The sequence below is a fragment of the Idiomarina fontislapidosi genome (assembly GCF_003226255.1).
Lineage (GTDB): Bacteria > Pseudomonadota > Gammaproteobacteria > Enterobacterales > Alteromonadaceae > Idiomarina > Idiomarina fontislapidosi.
The window spans coordinates 26,884-47,945 of sequence record NZ_QJST01000014.1; the positions used below are offsets into that span (position 1 = coordinate 26,884).

Annotated in this window: 17 protein-coding genes; all 17 read left to right on the top strand. The window is 47.0% G+C overall.

Translation table 11 applies throughout. The features are described 5' to 3' along the window. Window positions 1–75: 75 nt before the first annotated feature. The 17 genes from DFP83_RS11875 to DFP83_RS11955 all read left to right on the top strand — a co-directional run bounded on the left by DFP83_RS11875 (window position 76) and on the right by DFP83_RS11955 (window position 21,061). Window positions 76–378: a hypothetical protein gene (locus DFP83_RS11875; protein ID WP_181416416.1), complete on the top strand. Its 303-nt coding sequence runs from the start codon at window positions 76–78 to the stop codon at window positions 376–378. A gap of 96 nt (window positions 379–474) precedes the next feature. Next, window positions 475–1,215, top strand: a complete 741-nt coding sequence (locus tag DFP83_RS11880) for a YjbF family lipoprotein (protein WP_110576013.1) — start codon at window positions 475–477, stop codon at window positions 1,213–1,215. After that, complete coding sequence (locus DFP83_RS11885) at window positions 1,215–2,048, top strand: capsule biosynthesis GfcC D2 domain-containing protein (RefSeq protein WP_110576015.1); 834 nt, start codon at window positions 1,215–1,217, stop codon at window positions 2,046–2,048. Before DFP83_RS11880 ends, DFP83_RS11885 begins: the two co-directional genes overlap by 1 nt. Further along, window positions 2,045–4,171, top strand: a complete 2,127-nt coding sequence (locus DFP83_RS11890; RefSeq protein ID WP_110576018.1) for a YjbH domain-containing protein — start codon at window positions 2,045–2,047, stop codon at window positions 4,169–4,171. The genes DFP83_RS11885 and DFP83_RS11890 overlap by 4 nt, the downstream gene beginning before the upstream one ends. Window positions 4,172–4,189: 18 nt before the next feature. Continuing rightward, window positions 4,190–4,522: a hypothetical protein gene (locus tag DFP83_RS11895; protein ID WP_110576020.1), complete on the top strand. Its 333-nt coding sequence runs from the start codon at window positions 4,190–4,192 to the stop codon at window positions 4,520–4,522. Between the two features lie 106 nt (window positions 4,523–4,628). Next, window positions 4,629–6,419, top strand: coding sequence for a polysaccharide biosynthesis/export family protein (locus DFP83_RS11900; protein WP_110576022.1), 1,791 nt, complete (start codon window positions 4,629–4,631; stop codon window positions 6,417–6,419). After that, window positions 6,420–7,226: an ABC transporter permease gene (locus tag DFP83_RS11905; protein WP_110576024.1), complete on the top strand. Its 807-nt coding sequence runs from the start codon at window positions 6,420–6,422 to the stop codon at window positions 7,224–7,226. Next, window positions 7,226–7,936: an ABC transporter ATP-binding protein gene (locus DFP83_RS11910; RefSeq protein ID WP_241971642.1), complete on the top strand. Its 711-nt coding sequence runs from the start codon at window positions 7,226–7,228 to the stop codon at window positions 7,934–7,936. The genes DFP83_RS11905 and DFP83_RS11910 overlap by 1 nt, the downstream gene beginning before the upstream one ends. A gap of 5 nt (window positions 7,937–7,941) precedes the next feature. After that, on the top strand, window positions 7,942–9,027 hold the full coding sequence (locus DFP83_RS11915; protein WP_110576026.1) for a KpsE/RkpR family capsule polysaccharide export protein: 1,086 nt from the start codon (window positions 7,942–7,944) through the stop codon (window positions 9,025–9,027). Window positions 9,028–9,031: 4 nt separating this feature from the next. Further along, window positions 9,032–10,045, top strand: coding sequence for a capsular polysaccharide export protein, LipB/KpsS family (locus tag DFP83_RS11920; RefSeq protein WP_110576098.1), 1,014 nt, complete (start codon window positions 9,032–9,034; stop codon window positions 10,043–10,045). Window position 10,046: 1 nt separating this feature from the next. Continuing rightward, entirely contained in the window at window positions 10,047–11,171 is a 1,125-nt protein-coding gene (locus DFP83_RS11925) for a glycosyltransferase family 4 protein (RefSeq protein WP_157981566.1), read from the top strand. Between the two features lie 15 nt (window positions 11,172–11,186). Then, window positions 11,187–12,269, top strand: a complete 1,083-nt coding sequence (gene rfbB, locus DFP83_RS11930) for a dTDP-glucose 4,6-dehydratase (protein ID WP_110576030.1) — start codon at window positions 11,187–11,189, stop codon at window positions 12,267–12,269. A 227-nt stretch (window positions 12,270–12,496) separates the two neighbouring features. Continuing rightward, the gene (locus DFP83_RS11935; protein ID WP_126753161.1) at window positions 12,497–14,266 is read left to right on the top strand and encodes a coiled-coil domain-containing protein; all 1,770 of its coding nucleotides are present in this window, start codon (window positions 12,497–12,499) and stop codon (window positions 14,264–14,266) included. 2 nt (window positions 14,267–14,268) lie between these two features. Beyond that, window positions 14,269–15,999: a hypothetical protein gene (locus DFP83_RS11940; protein WP_110576034.1), complete on the top strand. Its 1,731-nt coding sequence runs from the start codon at window positions 14,269–14,271 to the stop codon at window positions 15,997–15,999. A 26-nt stretch (window positions 16,000–16,025) separates the two neighbouring features. Further along, the gene (wecB, locus tag DFP83_RS11945) at window positions 16,026–17,141 is read left to right on the top strand and encodes a non-hydrolyzing UDP-N-acetylglucosamine 2-epimerase (RefSeq protein WP_110576036.1); all 1,116 of its coding nucleotides are present in this window, start codon (window positions 16,026–16,028) and stop codon (window positions 17,139–17,141) included. Between the two features lie 154 nt (window positions 17,142–17,295). Beyond that, window positions 17,296–18,564, top strand: coding sequence for a UDP-N-acetyl-D-mannosamine dehydrogenase (wecC, locus tag DFP83_RS11950; protein ID WP_110576038.1), 1,269 nt, complete (start codon window positions 17,296–17,298; stop codon window positions 18,562–18,564). Between the two features lie 28 nt (window positions 18,565–18,592). After that, window positions 18,593–21,061, top strand: a complete 2,469-nt coding sequence (locus DFP83_RS11955; RefSeq protein WP_110576040.1) for a glycosyltransferase — start codon at window positions 18,593–18,595, stop codon at window positions 21,059–21,061. Window position 21,062: the final 1 nt, after the last annotated feature.

Consider the following 21,062-nt stretch of genomic DNA (forward strand, 5'->3'; position numbering starts at 1 on the left):
GAATGCGCTTTAAATTCGCAAGATTGATTGGCCAATCGATTGAATTTTGTAGAACGTGTACACAGAGGTGTAATTATGAAAAAACTTTCAGCTTTGTTTGCTGCAGCTGCTTTGGCAGTGGCACCAAGCCTAGTTTCTGCGCAAGATGCAACAGAAACAGGATCAGGAACGCCAGCAGGTGCGACCTCAACGGGTGTTGGTGGCGTTAGCGCTGGTGTTATCGGCGTGGGCGCTGTTGCAGCGGGTGTTGCAGTAGCGGTTGCTGCTGACGGTGGCGATGACGAAGATCCAGGTACAACCAACCCTCCAGGCACAGGTACTGAAACTGCGACTGGTACGGGCACGGGTACTGGTACTACGACAGGTACTGGCCAGTAATTGGTAACACTTAACTAAGTGTTTACAAAGCCGTCCTCAACATGGACGGCTTTTTCGTTTATAGTTGTTTACCCATAGATAATTCCTCGGCGTCGAATGACAACAAAAACAATGCACCACAGCCGCTTATTTCTGCCCGCTCTTGCAGCCGCCTTCCTGCTGTCAGGGTGTATGAACCGCGTTGAGTCGATGAAAGAGACACTGGCGTTTGCATGGTCAGGCAATCAAGATATCACCGTCACTCCAGAACAACTGGCACAAATCAGTTACCCCATGATGTATGCACGTTTTAATCAACAGCGGCGTATTGCGTTAGGACTTGGGTTTGATGATAACGACCATTACAAGTGGTTATCGGGCGATCAAGAAGTCGTCGTAACGCGGCATGGTCGCGTGGTGCAAACGCAAGGCGTAACGGGTGATTTAAATGAACTGGCATGGGTCAGTAACCTAAGCAACGACCCGCTTAAATGTCTCACGCAAACAAACACACAGCAAAGCAGTCAGTGCTCACTTACATGGCGAGCTCAAGTGCAATCAGGCGTCGCACAACAGGCATCCACCGAAACGATTACCTCGCAGTTTACTCGCGTCGGTTCAGAATCCCTTGAGCTTCCAATGAATCGTACAATGAATACGGTGCATTGGCGCGAACACATATCTCAAGATAACGGTGTAACGTGGACCAATGACTATTGGCTATCCACCGAAACGGGACGGGTGGTGAAGTCGTCGCAACAACTCTCTAAAGCATTACCAAGAGTGGTCACTGAAGAGCTCAAACCCTACAAAAAAGATGTACAAAAACAGGGTCATACTAAGAGAGGGGCGAACTAATGCGTGCATCTATTGGATTGCTTCTTATCTTACTGGTGAGTTTTAGTCAGTTTGCAGCAGCGCAAGTTAAAGTGAACGTCTATTTGCATCAGAACGCAGAACAACCGGGTGCCGTTACATGGCAAAAGAGTTACGAACTCAGCCAATCCGAGCGTATTTCAAACGTCTATGAGCGTATTTTAAACGATCTCAATGCTGAAGACCTGGCTCAGATTAACTGGTCAGCGAGCCGCTTATCGAGCGACTTTTTACAAGCAAGGTTGGAGCGACACCGTGAGCGCATGGTAGAAAAGCTCGACCAGCTAGCACGCCACTGGAATCGCCAAGATGAACAACAAGTGGCTGATAGCATCAAACGTCTGGCGGCGCAGGTGAGCCGTTGGCCACTGCAAGCCACCTACAGCTTCAACCTAAAGCCCGATCAAACACGCTTGATTCTGCAACAGAACCCGCTGTTAACCCGTGCCGATGGTCGAGTCTTTAACTGGCATCTCTATAGCTTTCCTCACAAGGCGCTGACATTGGGCCTTCCGGAGGATCTCGCCGGTGTCGATAGTGATTTCTTATGGCGTGCGTTACCTAATGGCACTGTGGCAAAGCAGCCTGTCGCTTATTATAACCAGCGCCTGCCGGCCGCCTGTTACCAACACGATGAACGAAGCCCGATGCAAACCGTCAACGCTGAGCAAGCCGAGCGCTGTGCCATTAAAGGTAACCTGATTCATAGCGTGCGCTTGCTTTCAGAGCATTGGCTTACCGACGAAACCAAGCAGTTGGATCTCGAACTCATGTTACTGGCGAAATTTATTCTGCCTAACGGAGCTCAGTCATGAAAAAGTGGAGTGTATATACGCTGGCCATGGCTGCGTTAGGTTATATACCCAATCTGTTGGCGCAAGATATCAGTGCCGATCGCATTTATCAGCCGACACAATCGGATATTGGTGGTGCGGGCTTGATGCAAACACCTACCGGACGCATGAACCGAGATGGTGAGTTTTCGGTGCTCTATTACGATAACGATGAATATCGCCGCATGGCGTTGAGTCTTCAACTGTTTCCATGGCTAGAGTCCACCATTCGTTATACCGATGTAAGAACTCGCTTATACAGTGATTCCGAGGGCTTTAGTGGCGACCAAACCTATAAAGACCGGGGCTTGGACGTTAAAATCCGGCTATTAGAGGAGACTCGGTGGCTTCCCGAAACCAGTTTAGGCTTACGCGATATCGCCGGAACCGGACAATTTGCATCCGAGTTCATCGCGGCAAGTAAGCGTTTTGGTCCTGTCGATGTGACGTTAGGCATCGGTTGGGGTTATTTAGGCCGCTCAGGCAATATCGACAACCCCTTATGTGATATTGCCGATCGTTTTTGTGATAGAGCCAATGAGCTCAGCGGTGAGGGTGGTGAATTCGAGATCGGTGACTGGTTTACCGGTAACGCGGGCGTATTTGGGGGGATAGAGTACCAAACGCCGTGGGATCCGCTGATTGTGAAAGTCGAGTATGACGCCAACGACTTCTCACGTGAATCATCGCGCACACCTATTATTCAGGATTCTCATTGGAACTATGGCCTGCACTATCGGATGAACGATAACGTCAACCTCAAACTGAGTTACGAACGGGGCAATACCTGGATGTTCGGGTTTAGCTTCCGTACGAACTTTGACGATATGACGCAATACAAGCGTACCGACCCAGTACCGGCACCCACCGAGCCGCAGCTCACCTCAATGGATCAGCTCGATACCGATGAGTTGCGAAGCAAGTTGCGTAAAGCCAGTGGCTTTTACCTGAAGCGCTTTTACCTTAGCGACAACGGCAAAAAAGTCACGTTGGTGGGTAACCAAAGTCGCTACCGTTATGAAACCATGAGCCTAGATAGAGCAGCGGCGGTGTTGGCTAATTATTTACCGGCTTCGGTCACACAATATCAGTTTGTTGATGACGTGCTGGGCATGCCTATCGCACAAGTCAATGTCGATGCGCCGACATTCAAGCGAGCATTTTATCGCGCTGACTTTACCACGCGCTACAAAGACAGCTACGAACTGGTGAACGTCAATCAAGAAGATGACGATCAATTACTGTTTGAACGCGCAAGTGAACTCGGCTTGCCGGATATTGGTTTTCGTCCTTACTTAGAACAGTCATTTGGCGGACCCGAAGCATTCTACATGTACAAGCTGCGTATGGATGGCTATTTTAATTGGGTGCCTGCCGAGAACTTCTTAGTCAATGGCGTGATCAGTGGCACCATTGTCGATAATTACGATAAATTTAATTACCTCGTTGAAGAGGGCGAAGCACCGCTGCCGCGCGTACGAACCTATGTGCGTGAATATTCAACGCAATCGGACATTGTACTCACACGTGCACAGGGCACCTATGTCAAAGAGTGGCAAGACAACCTTTACAGCTCCTTTTACGGTGGGTATCTTGAGCGCATGTTTGGCGGTATCGGGACCGAATGGCTCTATCGTCCGCTTGATAAACCGTGGGCGGTGGGTGTCGATATAAACTATGCACGCCAACGTAGCTTCGAAAACCACCTCGGATTTAGAGATTACGACGTGCTAACCGGGCATTTAACGGGTTATCTGCGCACGGATTATTTCTTTGACAACACACTGTTGACCGTATCGGCAGGCCGCTTCCTTGCAAAAGACTGGGGCGTCAACTTCAAATTTGAGAAGAAATTTGATTCAGGTATTATCGTCGGCGCATTTGCTGCGAAGACAAACATATCAGCGGAAGAGTTCGGCGAGGGGAGTTTCAATAAAGGCTTCTTTATCAGTATTCCGTTCGATCTATTACAAATAAATCACAGCACGGGTCGAGGCGCAATTGGATGGACGCCGCTCACCCGTGATGGTGGACAAATGTTGCAACGCGCTGCTCACCTTTATGGTATTACCGATGCGCGTAGCCGATTTTATAATGAGTGGTAAGGATAAATAAGGTAGCACATGAATAAGTTAGCGCTAATTGGGGTGCTCGTAGTAGGTATGAGCGGCTGTGCAAGCCAACCCGAAAAAGATAACAACAGTGACTGGCAGGGCACTCACCAAAGTGTCGATTATATTTTATCACCTAATTATGATGCGATCGCCAGCGCAGTGCCGGGACAGTCACTGAGCTTAACCACGCGTAGCCAACGCAATTACAACGTAACGATTGTTAAACGGTACTTCGCCGCCAGCGGTCGTGAGTGCCTCGAGGCAGAAACGCAAACCAATACCATGGTCGTTTGTGATTACAGCAACGAGTGGGGTTTGAGTCGGGCCTTCGAACAGTTTTAGCAGCGCTTCAACTATTTTCTAAAGCACTAGGCTAGTGGTAAACTACAAAAAAGTTTAACGAGTGAATAATGAAAACGATAGATAGAACGTTCAACAGGGGCGGCAAATGAACATAAATAAACAAGGAATCGCAGCGCTGCTTTTGTCGTTTGTGAGCTTAACCGCTTCGGCTCAAAGTATTTCAGATCTCTCGCCCGAGCAACGAGAGCAGCTCGAACAACGCATGGGATCAAATGGCGCTAATAGCAATCAAGCGCCTCCAACGAATGTGTCGCAAAGCCAAGTGTTTGGTGATGTTGACCCTACGTCGCCGCTCTCTACCCAATTTGCTGAACAACAAGTGCGTAGCAGCTGGAGTACCGGCACATACGGCCCTGTCATGGAAGAAATGTTGTCGCCCGAAGAGCGTAACCAAATTCGTCCATTTGGCGCCGAAGTCTTTGATGGTGGTTTTCGTGTAAAGCGCTCAGACGGCCTTAATCCACAGTACCGCATTTTGCCAGGTGACCAAATCACCTTGCGCGTGTGGGGGGCCACCGAAGTAGACTCAGTGCTTTCCGTTGATGCGCAAGGGTTTGTTTTCATCCCCTCGGTTGGTCCCGTGCAAGTGCAGGGCGTTACAGCGGCGCAACTGAACTCGGTCATTACCTCAGCGATTAAAACAACTTATCCCAAAAACGTTAATGTCTATACCAACGTTCAGGGTGTGCAGCCGGTGGGCGTGATGGTATCCGGCTATGTTGAACGTCCCGGTAAGTATGCGGGTGTACCCAGCGATTCAATTTTGTATTTCTTGGATCAGGCATCGGGCATCGATAACAAACTGGGTTCGTTTCGTAATATCGACTTAATTCGTAACGGCGAAGTCATCAAAACCTTCGACCTTTACGACTTCCTGATAGATGGTGAGCTCAACCAGCCGCAACTACAAGAAGGAGATACCCTGTTAGTCAAGGCGCGAGGCCCTCAAGTCACGGTGTATGGCGATGTCGGGCGAGCGTATCATTATGAGCTTGCCGCAGATGGCGTAAAGGGCAGTAGGATCGAAGCCCTAGCGCGCTTAAACCCGGGTGTTTCGCACGCGCTGGTAGTGGGTACGCGGATGGGTAACCCGGTCGCCGATTATTTAACCATTAATCAGTTTGCAGACACTGGATTAGCCGACGGTGATGAAATCGCATTCTTTGCCGATAAACGCGCCGATAAAATTGTAGTGCAGGTTGAGGGTAAGTATTTAGGCCAATCGTATTTTGTATTACCGAAAAATGCGCGTCTGATGGAATTCCTAAATACAGTAGCCGTTGATCCACAAGAGACCGACTACAAAAACATTTCGATTCGCCGTCAGAGCGTTGCCGAGCGGCAAAAGAAAGCATTAGAAGAGAGTTTAGACCGACTGGAACAAACCTATTTGGGGGCGCCATCGTCAACAGCCGAAGAGGCGGCAGTGCGGGCACAAGAGGCGGAGTTAATCAGTCAGTTTGTGCAAAAGGCACGTAACGTGAAGCCGAGCGGTCGCTTGGTCGTCAGTAACGAGGATCAGCTGGTTGATATTCGTTTACAGCATGGTGACGTCGTGACCTTACCGGCGAAAACCGACTCGGTGCTGGTGAGTGGCGAAGTCTACGTGCCGCAGTCCGCCGTGTTTGTCGAAGGAAAATCGGTAGAGGAATACATTAACGGTGCAGGTGGATTCACCCAACGTGCCAACGATGACCGTATTTTAATCGTTCGCCAAAATGGTGAAGTCATTGAGGCAGACAACACCGACCTGCGTCCCGGTGATGAGGTGCTCGTGTTGCCCGCCGTAAGCTCGAAAAACCTTCAAGTGGCGCAGTCAATTACGCAAATCATTTATCAGATTGCGGTCGCGACCAAGGTGGCGTTGGACCTATAAATGAAAGACGTGAATCCAGCAACCGCGGTGCGTAGCCCTTACAAAGTGGCTTGGCACGTCTGGACAGCGCTATTCATGCGTGAGTTTGTCTCACGCATGACAACCGATAGGTTCGCGCCGGTGTGGTTGTTTTTACAACCCATCTTGCATGTGGTGATTTTGGTTGCGGTACGTGACTTTATCGGCAAGGGCCGACTAATTCCAGGGGCCGAATTTATTCCTTGGTTGGTAATAGGCATCACCACCTTTATTATGTTCCGTACGCTGTGGATACAGGGCATGAATGCGATTCAAGCAAACAAAGCCTTGTTTGCCTACCGGCAAGTGCACCCTGCTGATACGGTGCTGGTGCGCTGCGCAATGGAGGCAAAGCTGCAGGCCTTTGTCCTGATGATCATGGTATTCATGTTCACTGGCTTGGGCTTTGATATGTTGCCCGATGCGCCGCTCGAAGCGGTTGAGGTGCTCCTAGCGATGAGCTTATTGGGTTTGGGCATGGGGTTAACGACCTCGGTGATGGTCACTTTTTTTCCAGAGTCGTCCAAAATTGTTAATCTCATTTCGTTTCCTCTTTATCTCTTATCGGGGGTAATGATACCCATACAGTTTATGCCCCACGGTATCCAAGAGTACTTACTTTACAATCCCTTATTGCATGCGGTTGAACTGATTCGTGCTGAATTTTTTAGCAGTTATCACGCCGTGCAAGGGGTCAGCCTGTGGTATGTTTACCAGTGGGCTATTTGTACGGTGTTACTGGGTTTAGCCCTGCATGTTAAGTTTAAAGTACGTATGGTGGCGCGCTAATGGATATACAAAACGAACCCGCCATGATCGAGGCAAAAGATGTCTGGAAGCGTTATCATGGTCCGTTTGGCGGCGGCTGGGTGCTCAAAGGCGTGGATTTTAAAATTCCTCGTGGCGTCTCGGTCGGCTTAGTCGGTAAAAACGGCGCAGGTAAATCCACCTTGTTGCGCCTTATCGGCGGTATGGATTCGCCCGATAAAGGCGAGATCATCGAGCGCTGTCGCGTTTCTTGGCCAATCGGCTTAGGTGGCGGTTTTCAAGGCTCCATGACAGGACGGCAAAACGTTAAATTTGTCGCCCGCATTCACGGTGGTAATGCCGACATTGACCGCATTATTGATGAGGTTCAAGACTTTGCCGAAATCGGACCGGCGTTTGATCAGCCGATACACACATACTCAAGCGGCATGCGCTCACGCTTAGCATTTGGTCTATCGTTGGCGTTTAATTTTGATGTGTATTTGTCGGATGAAGCGACCGCGGTGGGCGACGTAAGCTTCAAACAAAAGGCGAAGAAAGCCTTTAAAGAGCGTGTGGGTCAGTCAAGTCTGATTATGGTGTCTCATGCAACCAAAATACTTGAGGATTTGTGTCAGTCAGGCATATGGTTACACGAAGGTAAAGCCATTTGGTTTGACGATCTAAAAGACGCTATCGATGCCTATCACGATAGCGTAGGACATAAACCGAAGACAAAAAAAGCGAAGTAAAATAAATGAAGAATTTTATAAAGAATCAGCCGCACTGGGCGATAGCCGCCGCAGTTATCCTGATAGGTGCAATTTATTGGAGCCTCATGGCGACCGATCGCTATGTGTCGCGAGCACAAATCGTTCTCGAAAGCCCCGAGGTCAGTATGTCGTCCATGAACATTAGCTCCTTACTGTCGGGGACTCAGGGTTCAGGCGACCTCCTGCTCTTGCGCGAACATTTAATGTCGGTCACCATGCTAAAAGCACTACAGCAAGATCTCGACCTAAGGACTCACTACTCACAAGACTTTATTGATGCGTGGTCCGCCTTGGAGGATAAAAACGCACCCATCGAAGTGTTTCACCAATACATGCTCGACCATATGTCGATCGAATTTGATGAGTACGCAGCAGTGCTGAAAATTGAGGTACAAGCCTTTGACCCACAAATGGCGCAAGCGATTGTAGAAACGTTGCTTAAAGAGGGTGAGCGCCATATGAACAGTATGGGACAACGGCTCGCCGAAGAGCAGGTTAAGTTTATCGAAAAACAAGTAGCCACGCTCGAAGAGCGCCTGTTTGAGGCGCGTGACAACTTGCTCACGTTTCAAAACGAGAACGGTTTAGTCTCTCCTTCGCAGACCGTGCAAGCTATTTTCACCACCGTATCGCAATTGCAAGCCCAGCGCGCCGCGCTCGCCGCGCGTAAGACGGCACTGCTTGACTACCAAAGTCGTACCTCACCGCAGGTAATGGAAATTACCCGAGAGATCCGCTCGCTAGACGAGCAAATAAACGAAGAACAAGCAAAGCTGACGCGCGAAAGCGGTGACGCACTCAACAAAACATCGGCCGAGTTCCAAACACTGCAGTTACGTGCCGAGTTCGCGCTCGAGCTTTATTCAAACGCAATGGTTGCACTCGAAAGCACTCGTATCGAGGCAGCGCGCAAATTAAAGCAAGTGTCTATACTGGAGTTTCCTCTATTCCCAGAGTACTCGACCAAGCCCGATCGGCTGTATAATTTTGTGGTGCTGCTCATCTTTACGCTCTTTATTGGCGCTATCGTGCATTTAGGCAGAGCCATTGTGCGCGATCACAAGCACTAGGTTTATGGTGTATATCGTTGGTACTCGCCACTATTGGCGCAAATCATGGCTTCAGTTCTTTCAGGAACGGGAGCCAGTTTTTGTTGATCAGCCAGAGCAAGTACCGAGCGGAGAAACCGCCTACATTTGGGGGGTGGATTACGAGCCCCAACGCTTTAAGGCAAATGTGCAGGTGGTGCATGTCGAGGATGGTTTTATCCGCTCGATAGGCTTGGGCGCAGCATTAGAGCGACCATGCTCATGGGTATTTGATAGCCAAGGCATCTATTTTGACGCGACCCGCCCCTCCGATCTCGAGCTGTTACTCAATACCAAACAGCTGAGCGAAAAAGAGTATGTACGCGCCATTGCGTTGAAAAACCAGCTCGTACAAAACAACATGAGTAAATATAACACGGGTACAACGGCGTCCTTATCCGTGCCAAGCAACACGCTCACCATACTCGTGCCTGGGCAAGTCGAAACCGATGCCAGTATTAAAAAAGGCTCGCCCAACATCACCACCAACCTCGCACTGCTAAAACGGGTGAGAAGCGAACATCCCAATGCCTATATTATTTACAAACCGCATCCAGATGTCGTAGCGGGGCTTAGGCAAAGCGAGGATATTCAGCAACAGGCACAGCACTACTGCGATGCCTATATTACAGATATCAATATATCGACAGTGTTAGAGCAAGTTGAAGAAGTACATACCATGACATCGTTATGTGGGTTTGAGGGCTTACTGCGAGATAAATCAGTGACCTGTTACGGACAACCATTTTACAGCGGTTGGGGCCTCACAACAGATACCTGCACCAACCCAAGAAGAACACGAAAAATAGATTTAGCGACACTGATTTATTGCGCGCTGGTAGAGTATGCGCGTTATGTTGACCCAGACTCTGGCAAACAACTCAGTCCAGAAGAGACGATACAGTTACTGGCAAAGCGCCGCACTCAACCTAAGCGACCGAGCGCACAGCTCAAATTGGTGTTACGCCAACTACACGCCCGCCTGTTCGGGAGGAAGTAACATGCAACGTATCGCAGTCGTGGGCAAAGAAGTACATGTGATGCTCGGCTTTCGTGGCGAGCTAATGAAGCAAATGGTGGCGCGTGGACACCTCGTTTATGCATTTGCCACAGACTATACCGACGAAACCGAGGTCTATGTCCGCAGTCTCGGGTTTATTCCCGTGCGTTATCAGCTCGATGGCTATACCTTAAATCCATTGCATGAGTTAAAAGTGGTGTGGGCATTATACCGCGCGTTTAAACTCTACAAAATTACGGTAAGCTACTGCTACTTTGCCAAGCCTGCATTGTACGGCACCTATGCCGCTTGGCTCGCAAAAATCCCCCATCGGGTTGCAAAACTCGAAGGATTAGGTCGACCCTTTACCCAAACGGCGGGCAAAAAAAGCATGCGCCTTGTGTTGGCAAAATGGTTCCAAAAACGTCTGTTTAAATGGATTCTACCCAAGGCAACCACGTTAGTACTGCTTAATCACGATGACCAACAAGAAATCGCTCATATTTGTGGCGCTAAACAACCCAAGACAACCTTACTCGGTGGCATCGGGGTATGTTTAGATAAATTCGCGGTGTCGGAGCCACCGATATCGCCCGTGCGCTTCATCTTTAGTGGCCGCTTACTTAACGAAAAAGGGATACGGTATTACTTGCAGGCTGCCGAGCAAGTAAAGCGAAAGCACCCAGCTGCGGAATTTTGGGTGATAGGCTTGCCCGATGCGCTACACGGTATCAGCAAAAGTGAGTTGAACGTTTATATCAAAAAGAATGTTGTGAACTACTTTGGTCATGTGGATAATGTAACGAGTTATCTACATAAAAGTAGTGTCTTTGTGCTACCGAGCTATTATCGCGAAGGGTTACCGCGTAGCAGTCAAGAGGCATTGGCGATAGGGAGACCTATTATAACCACCGATGCACCAGGCTGTAGAGAGACGGTTAACCACGGCGTGAATGGTTATTTAGTGAAGCCTCATGACACACATAGTTTAATTGCCGCAATGGAAAAGCTGATAAACAATCCTGACCTAATTATTAGTATGGGACGGGCGAGTCGGCAGTTGGCTGAAACAAAATTTAATGTAATTGAAGTGAATGAGCGTATGCTCGAAGTACTCGGACTATAGGTGAGTGAGCGGATAATGGCGAGTAAAATGTTTTTAGTGACAGGCGGAGCTGGATTTATTGGGTCGGCTGTCATCAGAGAACTCATCCTTAACACGGATTATAGAGTAGTTAACGTTGATAAGCTCACCTATGCAGGCAACCTAGAATCTCTGGCACCGGTTGAATCGAATGAGCGTTATTATTTCGAGCAGGTCGACATTTGTGATGCGGGTGAAATAAAGCGAGTATTAAATAAATATCAACCAGATTACGTCATGCACCTAGCCGCCGAGAGCCACGTCGACCGCTCTATAGATGGGCCCGCCGAGTTTATTAACACCAACATTATGGGCACCTATACGTTGCTGGAGTGTTGTCGAGCCTATTGGAGTGAGCTCAAGTCTGTCGCGCCACAGAAGGCATCGGATTTTAAATTCCATCATATCTCAACGGATGAAGTGTATGGCGATTTAGAGGGGACCGACGATCTGTTCACAGAGACCACGCGCTACCAGCCTAGCTCGCCTTATTCGGCGAGCAAAGCGAGTTCCGATCATTTGGTACGTGCCTGGTATCGCACCTTTGGATTACCGACACTGGTGACCAACTGCTCCAATAACTATGGGCCGTATCATTTTCCGGAAAAGCTGATTCCGTTAATGATTTTAAATGCGCTAAAAGGCAAACCACTACCAGTATACGGCGATGGACAACAAATACGCGATTGGCTTTTTGTCGAGGACCATGCGCGTGCTTTAATTTGCTCGGTTCTGAAAGGTTCAGCTGGCGAGACATACAATATTGGTGGTCATAACGAAAAAGCCAACCTAACAGTGGTCGAAACCATTTGCGATTTGTTGCACGAGCTCGTGCCGCAAAAGCCAGAAGGCGTTGAACACTATCGCGATTTAATTGCGTTTGTAACGGACCGCCCAGGGCATGATGTTCGTTACGCAATCGATGCAGGGAAGATAGAACGAGAGCTAGGATGGCGTCCACGCGAGACCTTTGACTCAGGGATACGTAAGACCGTCATGTGGTACCTCGAAAATCAGGACTGGTGGCAGCGTGTCTTAGACGGAAGCTACCGAGGTGAGAGGCTTGGAGTAAATTTGTAGGCTGCCTTTATTTCTGCAAGCTAAATGTACAATCACTAAAAACGCTGTAAAGTAACTTAGTGACTTCATGTACGACTATAATTTGAACTAATAAAATTAATTTAACAAATATAGGTACACCCTAGATGACAGATATAATGAGCGTTCATATGGTTGCCGAGTCGGCAACACCAGCCACTGCTAAGCAGATAAACGAGCAAGTGCAAAACAGTGACGACACCGTGTACGTGTTTTACAGTCACCCTAGTGTGTATATAGCTTCAAAATTGGCTGCTGGAATCTCAGGCGAAGAGGCTTGCAGAGAGTGGTTAAATGGAATTAACGAGTGCTTTTTAGCACAAAAGAAAAACCGCCGCCAAATTAGACTGTTGTGTACTGAAGAGGCAATCGAGCACCAAGAAGAGCTTTTTAACATTGCATCATTCACGACTAACCAAATTCAAGAGTTGGTAACCAGACCTGATGAAATAATGTTGTTAGCAGGACATTATTTGACGATGCAGACTACAGACATCTCTAACTGTCTTGAGCGATTAGAAGCACTCACACTGCATTTATCAGGCAAGCCTTACAGGTTTGAGATTAATGTTAACTCAGTTATTGGTAGAACAATGGAGTTTAGTGAGGAACAGCAAGATAGATTGGAAATGCTGTTTGTCGAAAAACAAACCCTCAAGCAGAAAACTGATGAACAAGCCGCCAAAATTACTGAGTTAAGAGGGTGGTGTAAGGTTCACGAAGAGCGTGAAGAGAAGCTAAAAAGTGAGATTGAAAGCGTAACAAGGGAACGTGACGAAGCTTTGGCAGGCGTCAACAGTAAAAATGAAGAAGTAACTCGAGTAAAGGAACAGCTTGACCAAGTTCAACGCCAGCTTGAAACCACCTATATAAAAGGACATGAGGAACAAGCAGCCAAAATTACTGAGTTAAGAGGGTGGTGTAAGGTTCACGAAGAGCGTGAAGAGAAGCTAAAAAGTGAGATTGAACGCGTAACAAGGGAACGTGACGAAGCTTTGGCACGCATTAACAGTAAAAATGAAGAAGTAACTCGAGTTAAGGAGCAACTTGATAAAGTTCAACTCCAGCTTGAAAGCTTAGCAACACAACGCGACGAAGCGACCAAACAAAATTATAATTTGACTGATGAGTTAGCAGTTATGCAACAACAACTCGATCAAGTCCAAGTTCAGCTTGAAAACACATTTATCGATAGCCAAGAAAAAGCAAAAGACCTTAATAAAGCAAAAGATAAAGTACGCGAGCTTCAAAAGTGGTGCAGAATTCATGAGTCTAGGCAGTCAGACCTAAACGAGAAACTCCTTCAGTACCAGCAGCGAAACGAGGACTTAGAGCGCGAGACACATCAGCTAGTGCTCTTGAACAAAGAGCAACGCGAAAAGTCGACTCATCTAACTAATGAACTTAACCTTGAGAGAGAGCGCGCTCGCGAACAGATAGCAAACCTAAATATTCAATTGGCACAGTCATTTGAAGAAGTAAAAGCGCACTCTATTAAGAATAAAAATCTCAGGCGGCAATGGGAACAGTCAACTTTGCATAGCAATGAAAGTGAGACCCCAAAAGAAACTTCCACTGCAACAGACCCCAGTAAAAACTCGAATAGAAGCAAGCAATTTTTAAGTAAACTTAGAGATCGATTGCGGTTTGGCAAGCGCAAGCCTGCAGAGAAAGAACTATGGGTAAGGGAACAAGTGCTACTGCTCGAGGAGTCACCGCTGTTTGATGCTGATTGGTACTTAAAGCAGTATCCCGATCTAGAGACTTCTAAGCTACAGCCTGCTGAGCATTATCTTCGCTTTGGTGGTTTCGAGGGACGAAATCCCAACAGTCAGTTTGACAGTGCATTTTATCTGAGCACTTACCCAGATGTTGCTGAAGAGGGAATGAATCCATTAATACATTTTATTTTGTATGGCGAGGCCGAGGGGCGAAGTGTTAAGCCTAAAGCCAATAGAAAATCTAGGAAGGACGCTTAATTATGTCTGTTTTACACCCGTTCGCAAAAATCTCTTTTGATAATGTCGTTTATTTAGGCGCTGGTATTGGCGAAGAGCTAAGTGGTGTGATTGACCAACTAACAGCAAAGCGTTGGTTTCTAGTTGAAGGAGATTCGACGAAACAAAAAAAGTTGAGTCAATTCGTAAAGAGACTTGCGAATTGCGATAAATTTCATTTAGACGAGGCTATTGTGTCGCCTTCAGGTGAGACTCGTACGTGGTACAACTATAACTTGAGTGAATTTAGTGGATTAAAAAAGGCAAAGCGCTTGAATGATTTGTTCCCTGGTTTACAGCTACGAAGCCAACGTAGTGCAACGACTATCTCTTTAGTCGCATTACTAGAACAAATGGAAATTAAAAGTACCCAGAGAAATTTACTAATTATTAATTTGCCAGGGCAAGCAATGGAATTGCTTGAGTCTTTGATCCGAGCAGAAAAAAAAGAGTTGTTTTCGCAGGTTGTTGTAAGCACAACCAGTAATGATGCATTTGAAGATGGCGATACGGTTGAATTGCTCGATAACTTTTTTCAAGTGAACGGATACCACACGAGGAATGAACCTTATGAAGACCCCGATTTCCCAGTCCTTCATTATTCTTTCGATAAATATTCGGCTGCCGAATTCTCCAAGCTAAAAAAAGAACTTCAGCAAGCCCTAGAGCGAGCGAGTGAGGCCGAAATACAGCGTGATGATGCTTTGAAAAAAATTTCTGCTACTAAAGCTGAGTTTGAAAAGGTACGTAAAGACCATGAAGAAGTAGTTACTCATGCTTTTGAAACAAAGAAGCAACTTGAGAGAAAAATAAGCGAATTGAATTATGAAAACCGCTCCCTGAATAAAACGGTTGAAGAGTTAAATAAAGCAGTTGCTAATAGTCAAAATCAGATGATGCAAAAACTTGACCGGCTAATGGTGTCGCAAGAACAGCAAACAAAACGTCTTGAAACATCGTTGGGAATGCAACAATTTTGGCAAACAGGCGAATACCCCGAGCTTGGATTTGGCGATAGTGTAGGGGCGGGATTGAAAAAGTTTCTAGTACAAAAGATGTCTCAAGAAAATTATGACGTCATAATTCAGTTTGGAGTGAGCGACTGCACGCTATTTATAGCAAGTGTCTTAGACAAATTAAAAAGCGCCGGACGTCAATTAACGTCATTAGATATTGATCGCTCATTAAGCTTTAAAAGTCGAAAAGAAATTGTTACAAAAGACACAGATGAATATGCGGATCATCAGGATGATGCAAGTTTACCAGCAGAAATATGTGTATTTGAACATAATTTAAACAAGTTAAACGACGTAAAACAAAAAGCAAATCAACGTCAGCTGAGTGCCTTTTTTAGTATTAAGCACGCGCCTTTAGTGGATTACAGCTATCACGCTGAAGACTATCTTCATTACGACAGTGATGATGCAATTCAGCAACTCAAGCAATTACTCGAGGGGCGGAAGGCGAAATTATTGATTCTGGTAAGTGGGCCAAATAGCGCGGGCGATGAACGCCACCGCTTTCCGGCAATACCGAAGGTGTTAAATGCGTTTAGTAAACACGAGTTACATTTTATAACCGACAATTATCACGAAAAAGGTGCTAAAGAGGTCGCCGTGAACTGGTCTCGATTATTTGATGAACGTGGACTGAGTTTAGAAAAGCATATTATTGCTGATGATAAGCCGAGCTTTGCTTGGTTAGTGAATTGTTAAGGTTAGCAAGCTACTAAGGGAAATAGATGAAAGTTTTGACCGTATTCGGAACAAGACCAGAAGCAATAAAGATGGCACCCGTGGTAAACGTGTTAGCTAATGCTGAGGGTGTAGAAGCAAAAGTCTGCGTAACGGCGCAGCATCGCGAAATGCTTGATCAGGTGTTAGATTTGTTCGAGATACAACCCGATTTTGATTTGGACTTAATGAAGCCAGGTCAAGATCTGACTGACATCACCAGTAACATTTTGCTTGGATTGCGTTCAATATTAAAAGAGCACAAGTTCGATTTGTTGTTGGTGCACGGCGATACCACTACCACAATGGCTGCAGCGATGGCTGCCTTTTATGAGCGCATCCCAGTTGGGCATGTAGAAGCAGGGTTGCGTACCGGAGATAAATACTCGCCGTGGCCAGAAGAGATGAATCGCAGCATCGTAGGGCGTATTGCTGAGTTGCACTTTGCGCCCACCGCGCGCTCGCAACAGGCGTTGTTAAAAGAGAATATCGAGGATAAAAATATCTTTGTAACCGGTAATACAGTGATCGACGCGCTGCAGGAAGTATCGGCAAAGATCTTTGATAATGAAGCGCTGAGACAACAATTTGAACAACAGTTTAGCTTTTTGGACCCTAACAAAAAGCTTATTTTGGTTACTGGCCACAGGCGAGAAAACCACGGTGAAGGTTTTGAACGCATTTGCGCCGCATTAAAGCAGTTGAGTGAACGCGATGATGTCGAAATTCTGTATCCTGTGCACTTAAACCCTAATGTTCAAGAGCCTGTGAACCGCCATTTAAAGGGGCGTCCTAATGTGCATTTAATTGCACCTCAAGACTATCTGCCGTTTGTTTATTTGATGAACCGTTGTTACCTCATCATCACGGATTCAGGTGGTGTGCAAGAAGAAGCGCCTAGCTTAGGTAAGCCCGTGCTGGTCATGCGTGACACGACCGAGCGTCCAGAGGCCGTTGAAGCAGGTACGGTTAAGCTAGTGGGTACCGATACGCAACGTATTGTTAACGAGGCAGCGACACTGATTGACATGCCATCTGCTTACAACGCGATGTCACGTGCGCACAACCCTTATGGCGATGGCAAAGCGAGCCAACGAATTTTAGACGCGATAAAGAACATGTAGCTCGTGTTTTTGGCACGAGAGATTCAGCGATATGTAGCTCGTGCCTTTGGCACGAGAAAAAGAACACATAGCTCATGCCTCTGGCACGAGAGAAAGAACACGTAACTCGTGCCTTTGGCACGAGCTGTATAAAGGTAAACGGAGTTAACCCCTGATGTACGACAAAAAGTTTCAAACAATCTCAATGGTCGGTCTCGGCTATATCGGTCTGCCTACCGCAGCACTCTTTGCATCGCGCAAAGTGAAAGTGATAGGGGTAGATGTCAATCAAAAAGCGGTAGATACCATCAACAAAGGCGAGATACACATCGTTGAGCCCGACCTAGATATGATCGTACATGCAGCCGTCACCGAGGGCTATCTAAAGGCCACGACAACGCCAGAACCGGCAGAAGCATTTCTGGTTGCCGTACCAACGCCATTCAAAGAGGGCAATGTACCGGACTTAAAATACATTGAATCTGCCGCTAAATCGATTGCTCCGGTATTAGAAAAGGGCAATCTGGTGATTCTGGAGTCGACCAGCCCCGTAGGTGCCACCGAACAAATGGCAAAATGGCTTGCAGACGCACGCCCCGATTTGACCTTCCCACAAAGCCACGGTAACAACGCGGACGTACAAATCGCTCATTGCCCAGAGCGAGTCCTACCTGGCAAAGTGGTTACGGAGCTAGTGAGTAACGACCGCGTTATCGGTGGTATGTCAGATAAAGCCAATGACATGGCGATTGCACTTTATAAAACTTTTGTTGAAGGTGAGTGCATTACCACGGATTCACGCACCGCCGAAATGGCAAAGCTGACCGAAAATAGCTTTCGCGATGTGAACATTGCGTTTGCTAACGAGCTGTCGCTGATTTGTGATGAACTAGATATTAACGTGTGGGAATTGATTGAACTGGCGAACCGCCATCCTCGCGTTAACATTTTGCAGCCGGGTGCAGGAGTGGGCGGCCATTGTATTGCCGTTGACCCATGGTTCATTGTTGACAGTGCCCCCGAGCAGGCAAAAATCATTAAAATGGCACGCGACGTGAACAACTACAAACCACAATGGGTGGTTGAAAAAGTAAAAGCCGCCATTACCGACGTGCAAAGCCAAAACCCGGATAAAAACCTTAGTAATATCACCGTTGCCTGTTTAGGCATGGCGTTTAAACCGGATATCGATGATTTACGCGAAAGCCCTGCGATGCAGATCGTAAAAGATATCGCGAAAATTGGCTGCCAGGTAGCGGCTGTTGAACCCAATATTCATGAATTGCCAGAGTCTATTGATCATAGCCATGTCAGCCTGAACGATCTCAGTAAGGGCTTGGAGAACGCCGATATAGTCGTGGTTTTGGTTAAGCATAAGCAGTTTATTGAGCAAGCGGAATACTTGAAACAGCACAGTTGTATTATTGACGCCGTCGGAATCTAAGAATACAGACGTTAAGGATAACGAAGTAATGGAAAGTCAACGTTGGTTAACCGTAAACGGAAGAACACTGGTAGTTGGACACGATGGTGCCCTTTGCAATAATAGTGCATTGAGCAAAGTCCTTGATAAAACTACTCGCAACGTGTTGTGTTTGAGTGTAAAACAAAATCCGGAAGATATCGCAGGTTTTGTTAGTTGCTCAACAGTATCCTTGACAAAAACGTTTAGCCAGTCAGCTGATGAGATACTGAAAATATTCAAGCCCGGTAATCTCCTTGTTGATATGAGCCACCCTGAGTTAGAAGCCATTCACAAAGTGGTATCTAAAGCGAATATTGCACTAACTGTTTATGTGCCTTCAATGCCCAACGATGAACAACTTAGTGTTTTGAAACACGCGAACTATGTTTGGGTAACGAAGTCGGCAGTTAAAACAGCTCTGGAAAAAGAGAACTTAGACAGTCAGAAGATACTGTATTCTATGGGGCCATCGAGTCTGCAAGATAGACTGCACCAGATTGCAAGCCAACATGACTACTATTTTACCGGCGACGCTTCGCACCCAGCCCCAAGTAAGGAAGCTTTGAGAACTGGAGCTATCGGGGAGGCATCACAAAAAACGCTCTCATGCCCTGCCTTAACGCAAGCTCCGTTATGGCAAACCCTTGACGTTTCAGGCGACGGCGAAGTGACCATTAGTGCAAGTTCATTTTACAGCAACTGTAAAGATAAGCTCCGAAAAGCAGTCGTGTTAGTCCAGTGTTTTAACAAGGCTGGAAAGCAACTAGATTCTGTGGACGGCCGGTTAGCGTATTCAAAGCACTTAAAATCTCATTTCAAGTATTTGCCCTGTACACAGGGCGAACAGCAGGCTTTATATAGCTTTAAAGTTCCGGCAACCGCTGAAAAAATAAAAATTGGCTTTAGAAGCTTTAATTGCCACGGAAAAGAGTCTGTCGAGCTTAAGTCTGCAGAAATTGACTATATACCGCCAAAAGACGCGGAGGCGTTTATTCCTCCCTCCAAACAAGCGGCGGAAATTAGCATATTGGGTTGGCCTGATTATCCACCGAACGGAAAACCTTATGTTCTGGGGGTTATGGATGAATTCACAACCGGTTGCTTTAGCGAGGAAATGAACCTGATACAACCTCGCCCTGATAACTGGTATGCCCTAGCCGAAAAGTATAAACCAGAGCTTATTTTTATCGAGAGTGCGTGGAAAGGAAACCTTGGAAGTTGGCAGTACCGTGTCGCTGACTATGGGCATAAGCCCGGTCAGGAAGTGTCCCACATGGCTCAGTACGCCAAACAGAATAATATTCCGATGGTGTTTTGGAATAAAGAAGACCCAGTCCACCATCAAAAATTTATGTGCTCTGCCAAGCTCGCGGACGTTATTCTAACCACAGATGCTAATATGACCGGTTCGTATCAGGAAAAAACAGGTAATGAAAAGGCATTTGCATTGCCCTTTGCGGCACAGCCCGCGTTGCATAAGCCAGCTCCTCTAAAAGGTCGTAAACAAAAATCTTGTTTTGCCGGCAGTTGGTATGGGGATCGTCACAAAGCGCGTGCGGAAAGTATGGGTTGGTTGTTAGACGCCGCACACAAACACGGATTAGAAATTTATGACCGCAACCACGGAACGGGCATTTTCCCGTTTCCGGACAAGTACGCAGAGGGTATTAAAGGCAGCTTACCTTACGTAGACCTATGTGACGAATACCGCAATTATCGGGTATTTCTCAATGTGAACTCGGTTATCGACTCGCCCACGATGTTTAGCAGACGGGTATTTGAATTAATGGCGAGCGGCACGCCAGTAGTGAGTACTGCGGCTAAAGGCATCGAAGAGCTATTTGAAAGCGACGCCGTTTGGCTAATCAACAGTGCAGAGGAAGCAGACCAGGCGTTAACGACCCTAATGACGGATGACAACGAGTGGCGGCGCCGGAGCCTGTTGGGCATTCGAGAAGTATTTGCCAAACACACCTACGCCCATCGTATGAAAGACATCTACGAATATGCAGGCCTTAAAGCTCCGGATTCGATAGAGCCAATTGTCGCGCTTGTTGCACTCACAAGCAGCGATGCAGGAAGGCACGAATACGCTGCAATTAAAAATCGACAGACGTACTCGAAGGCAACCTTAATTGTTGAGGACAACGAAAAGGCGCTTAACGAAGCGATAAAAAACGCAAAAGCTGACTTTGTTATTCACCTAGATGTGAGTAGCCAATATGGTGACAATTTCGTGCAGGACTTAGTCAACGCCACCCGTTATAAACCAGAAGCTTTTGGCTGGGCTAAATCCCATGCAGAAGATGAATTTGCCTTTAATAAATCGTATACGCATTCAGCGCTGATGGTAAGAAAAGACGATTACGCGCAATTCCAGAGCTTATCGCCAGAAGGTCTACAAGCGGGCACAAGCGATATCTTCGTCATCGACAGTGATGAATACCAGTGTAACGAGAAAAAGGCTGAGGGATAAG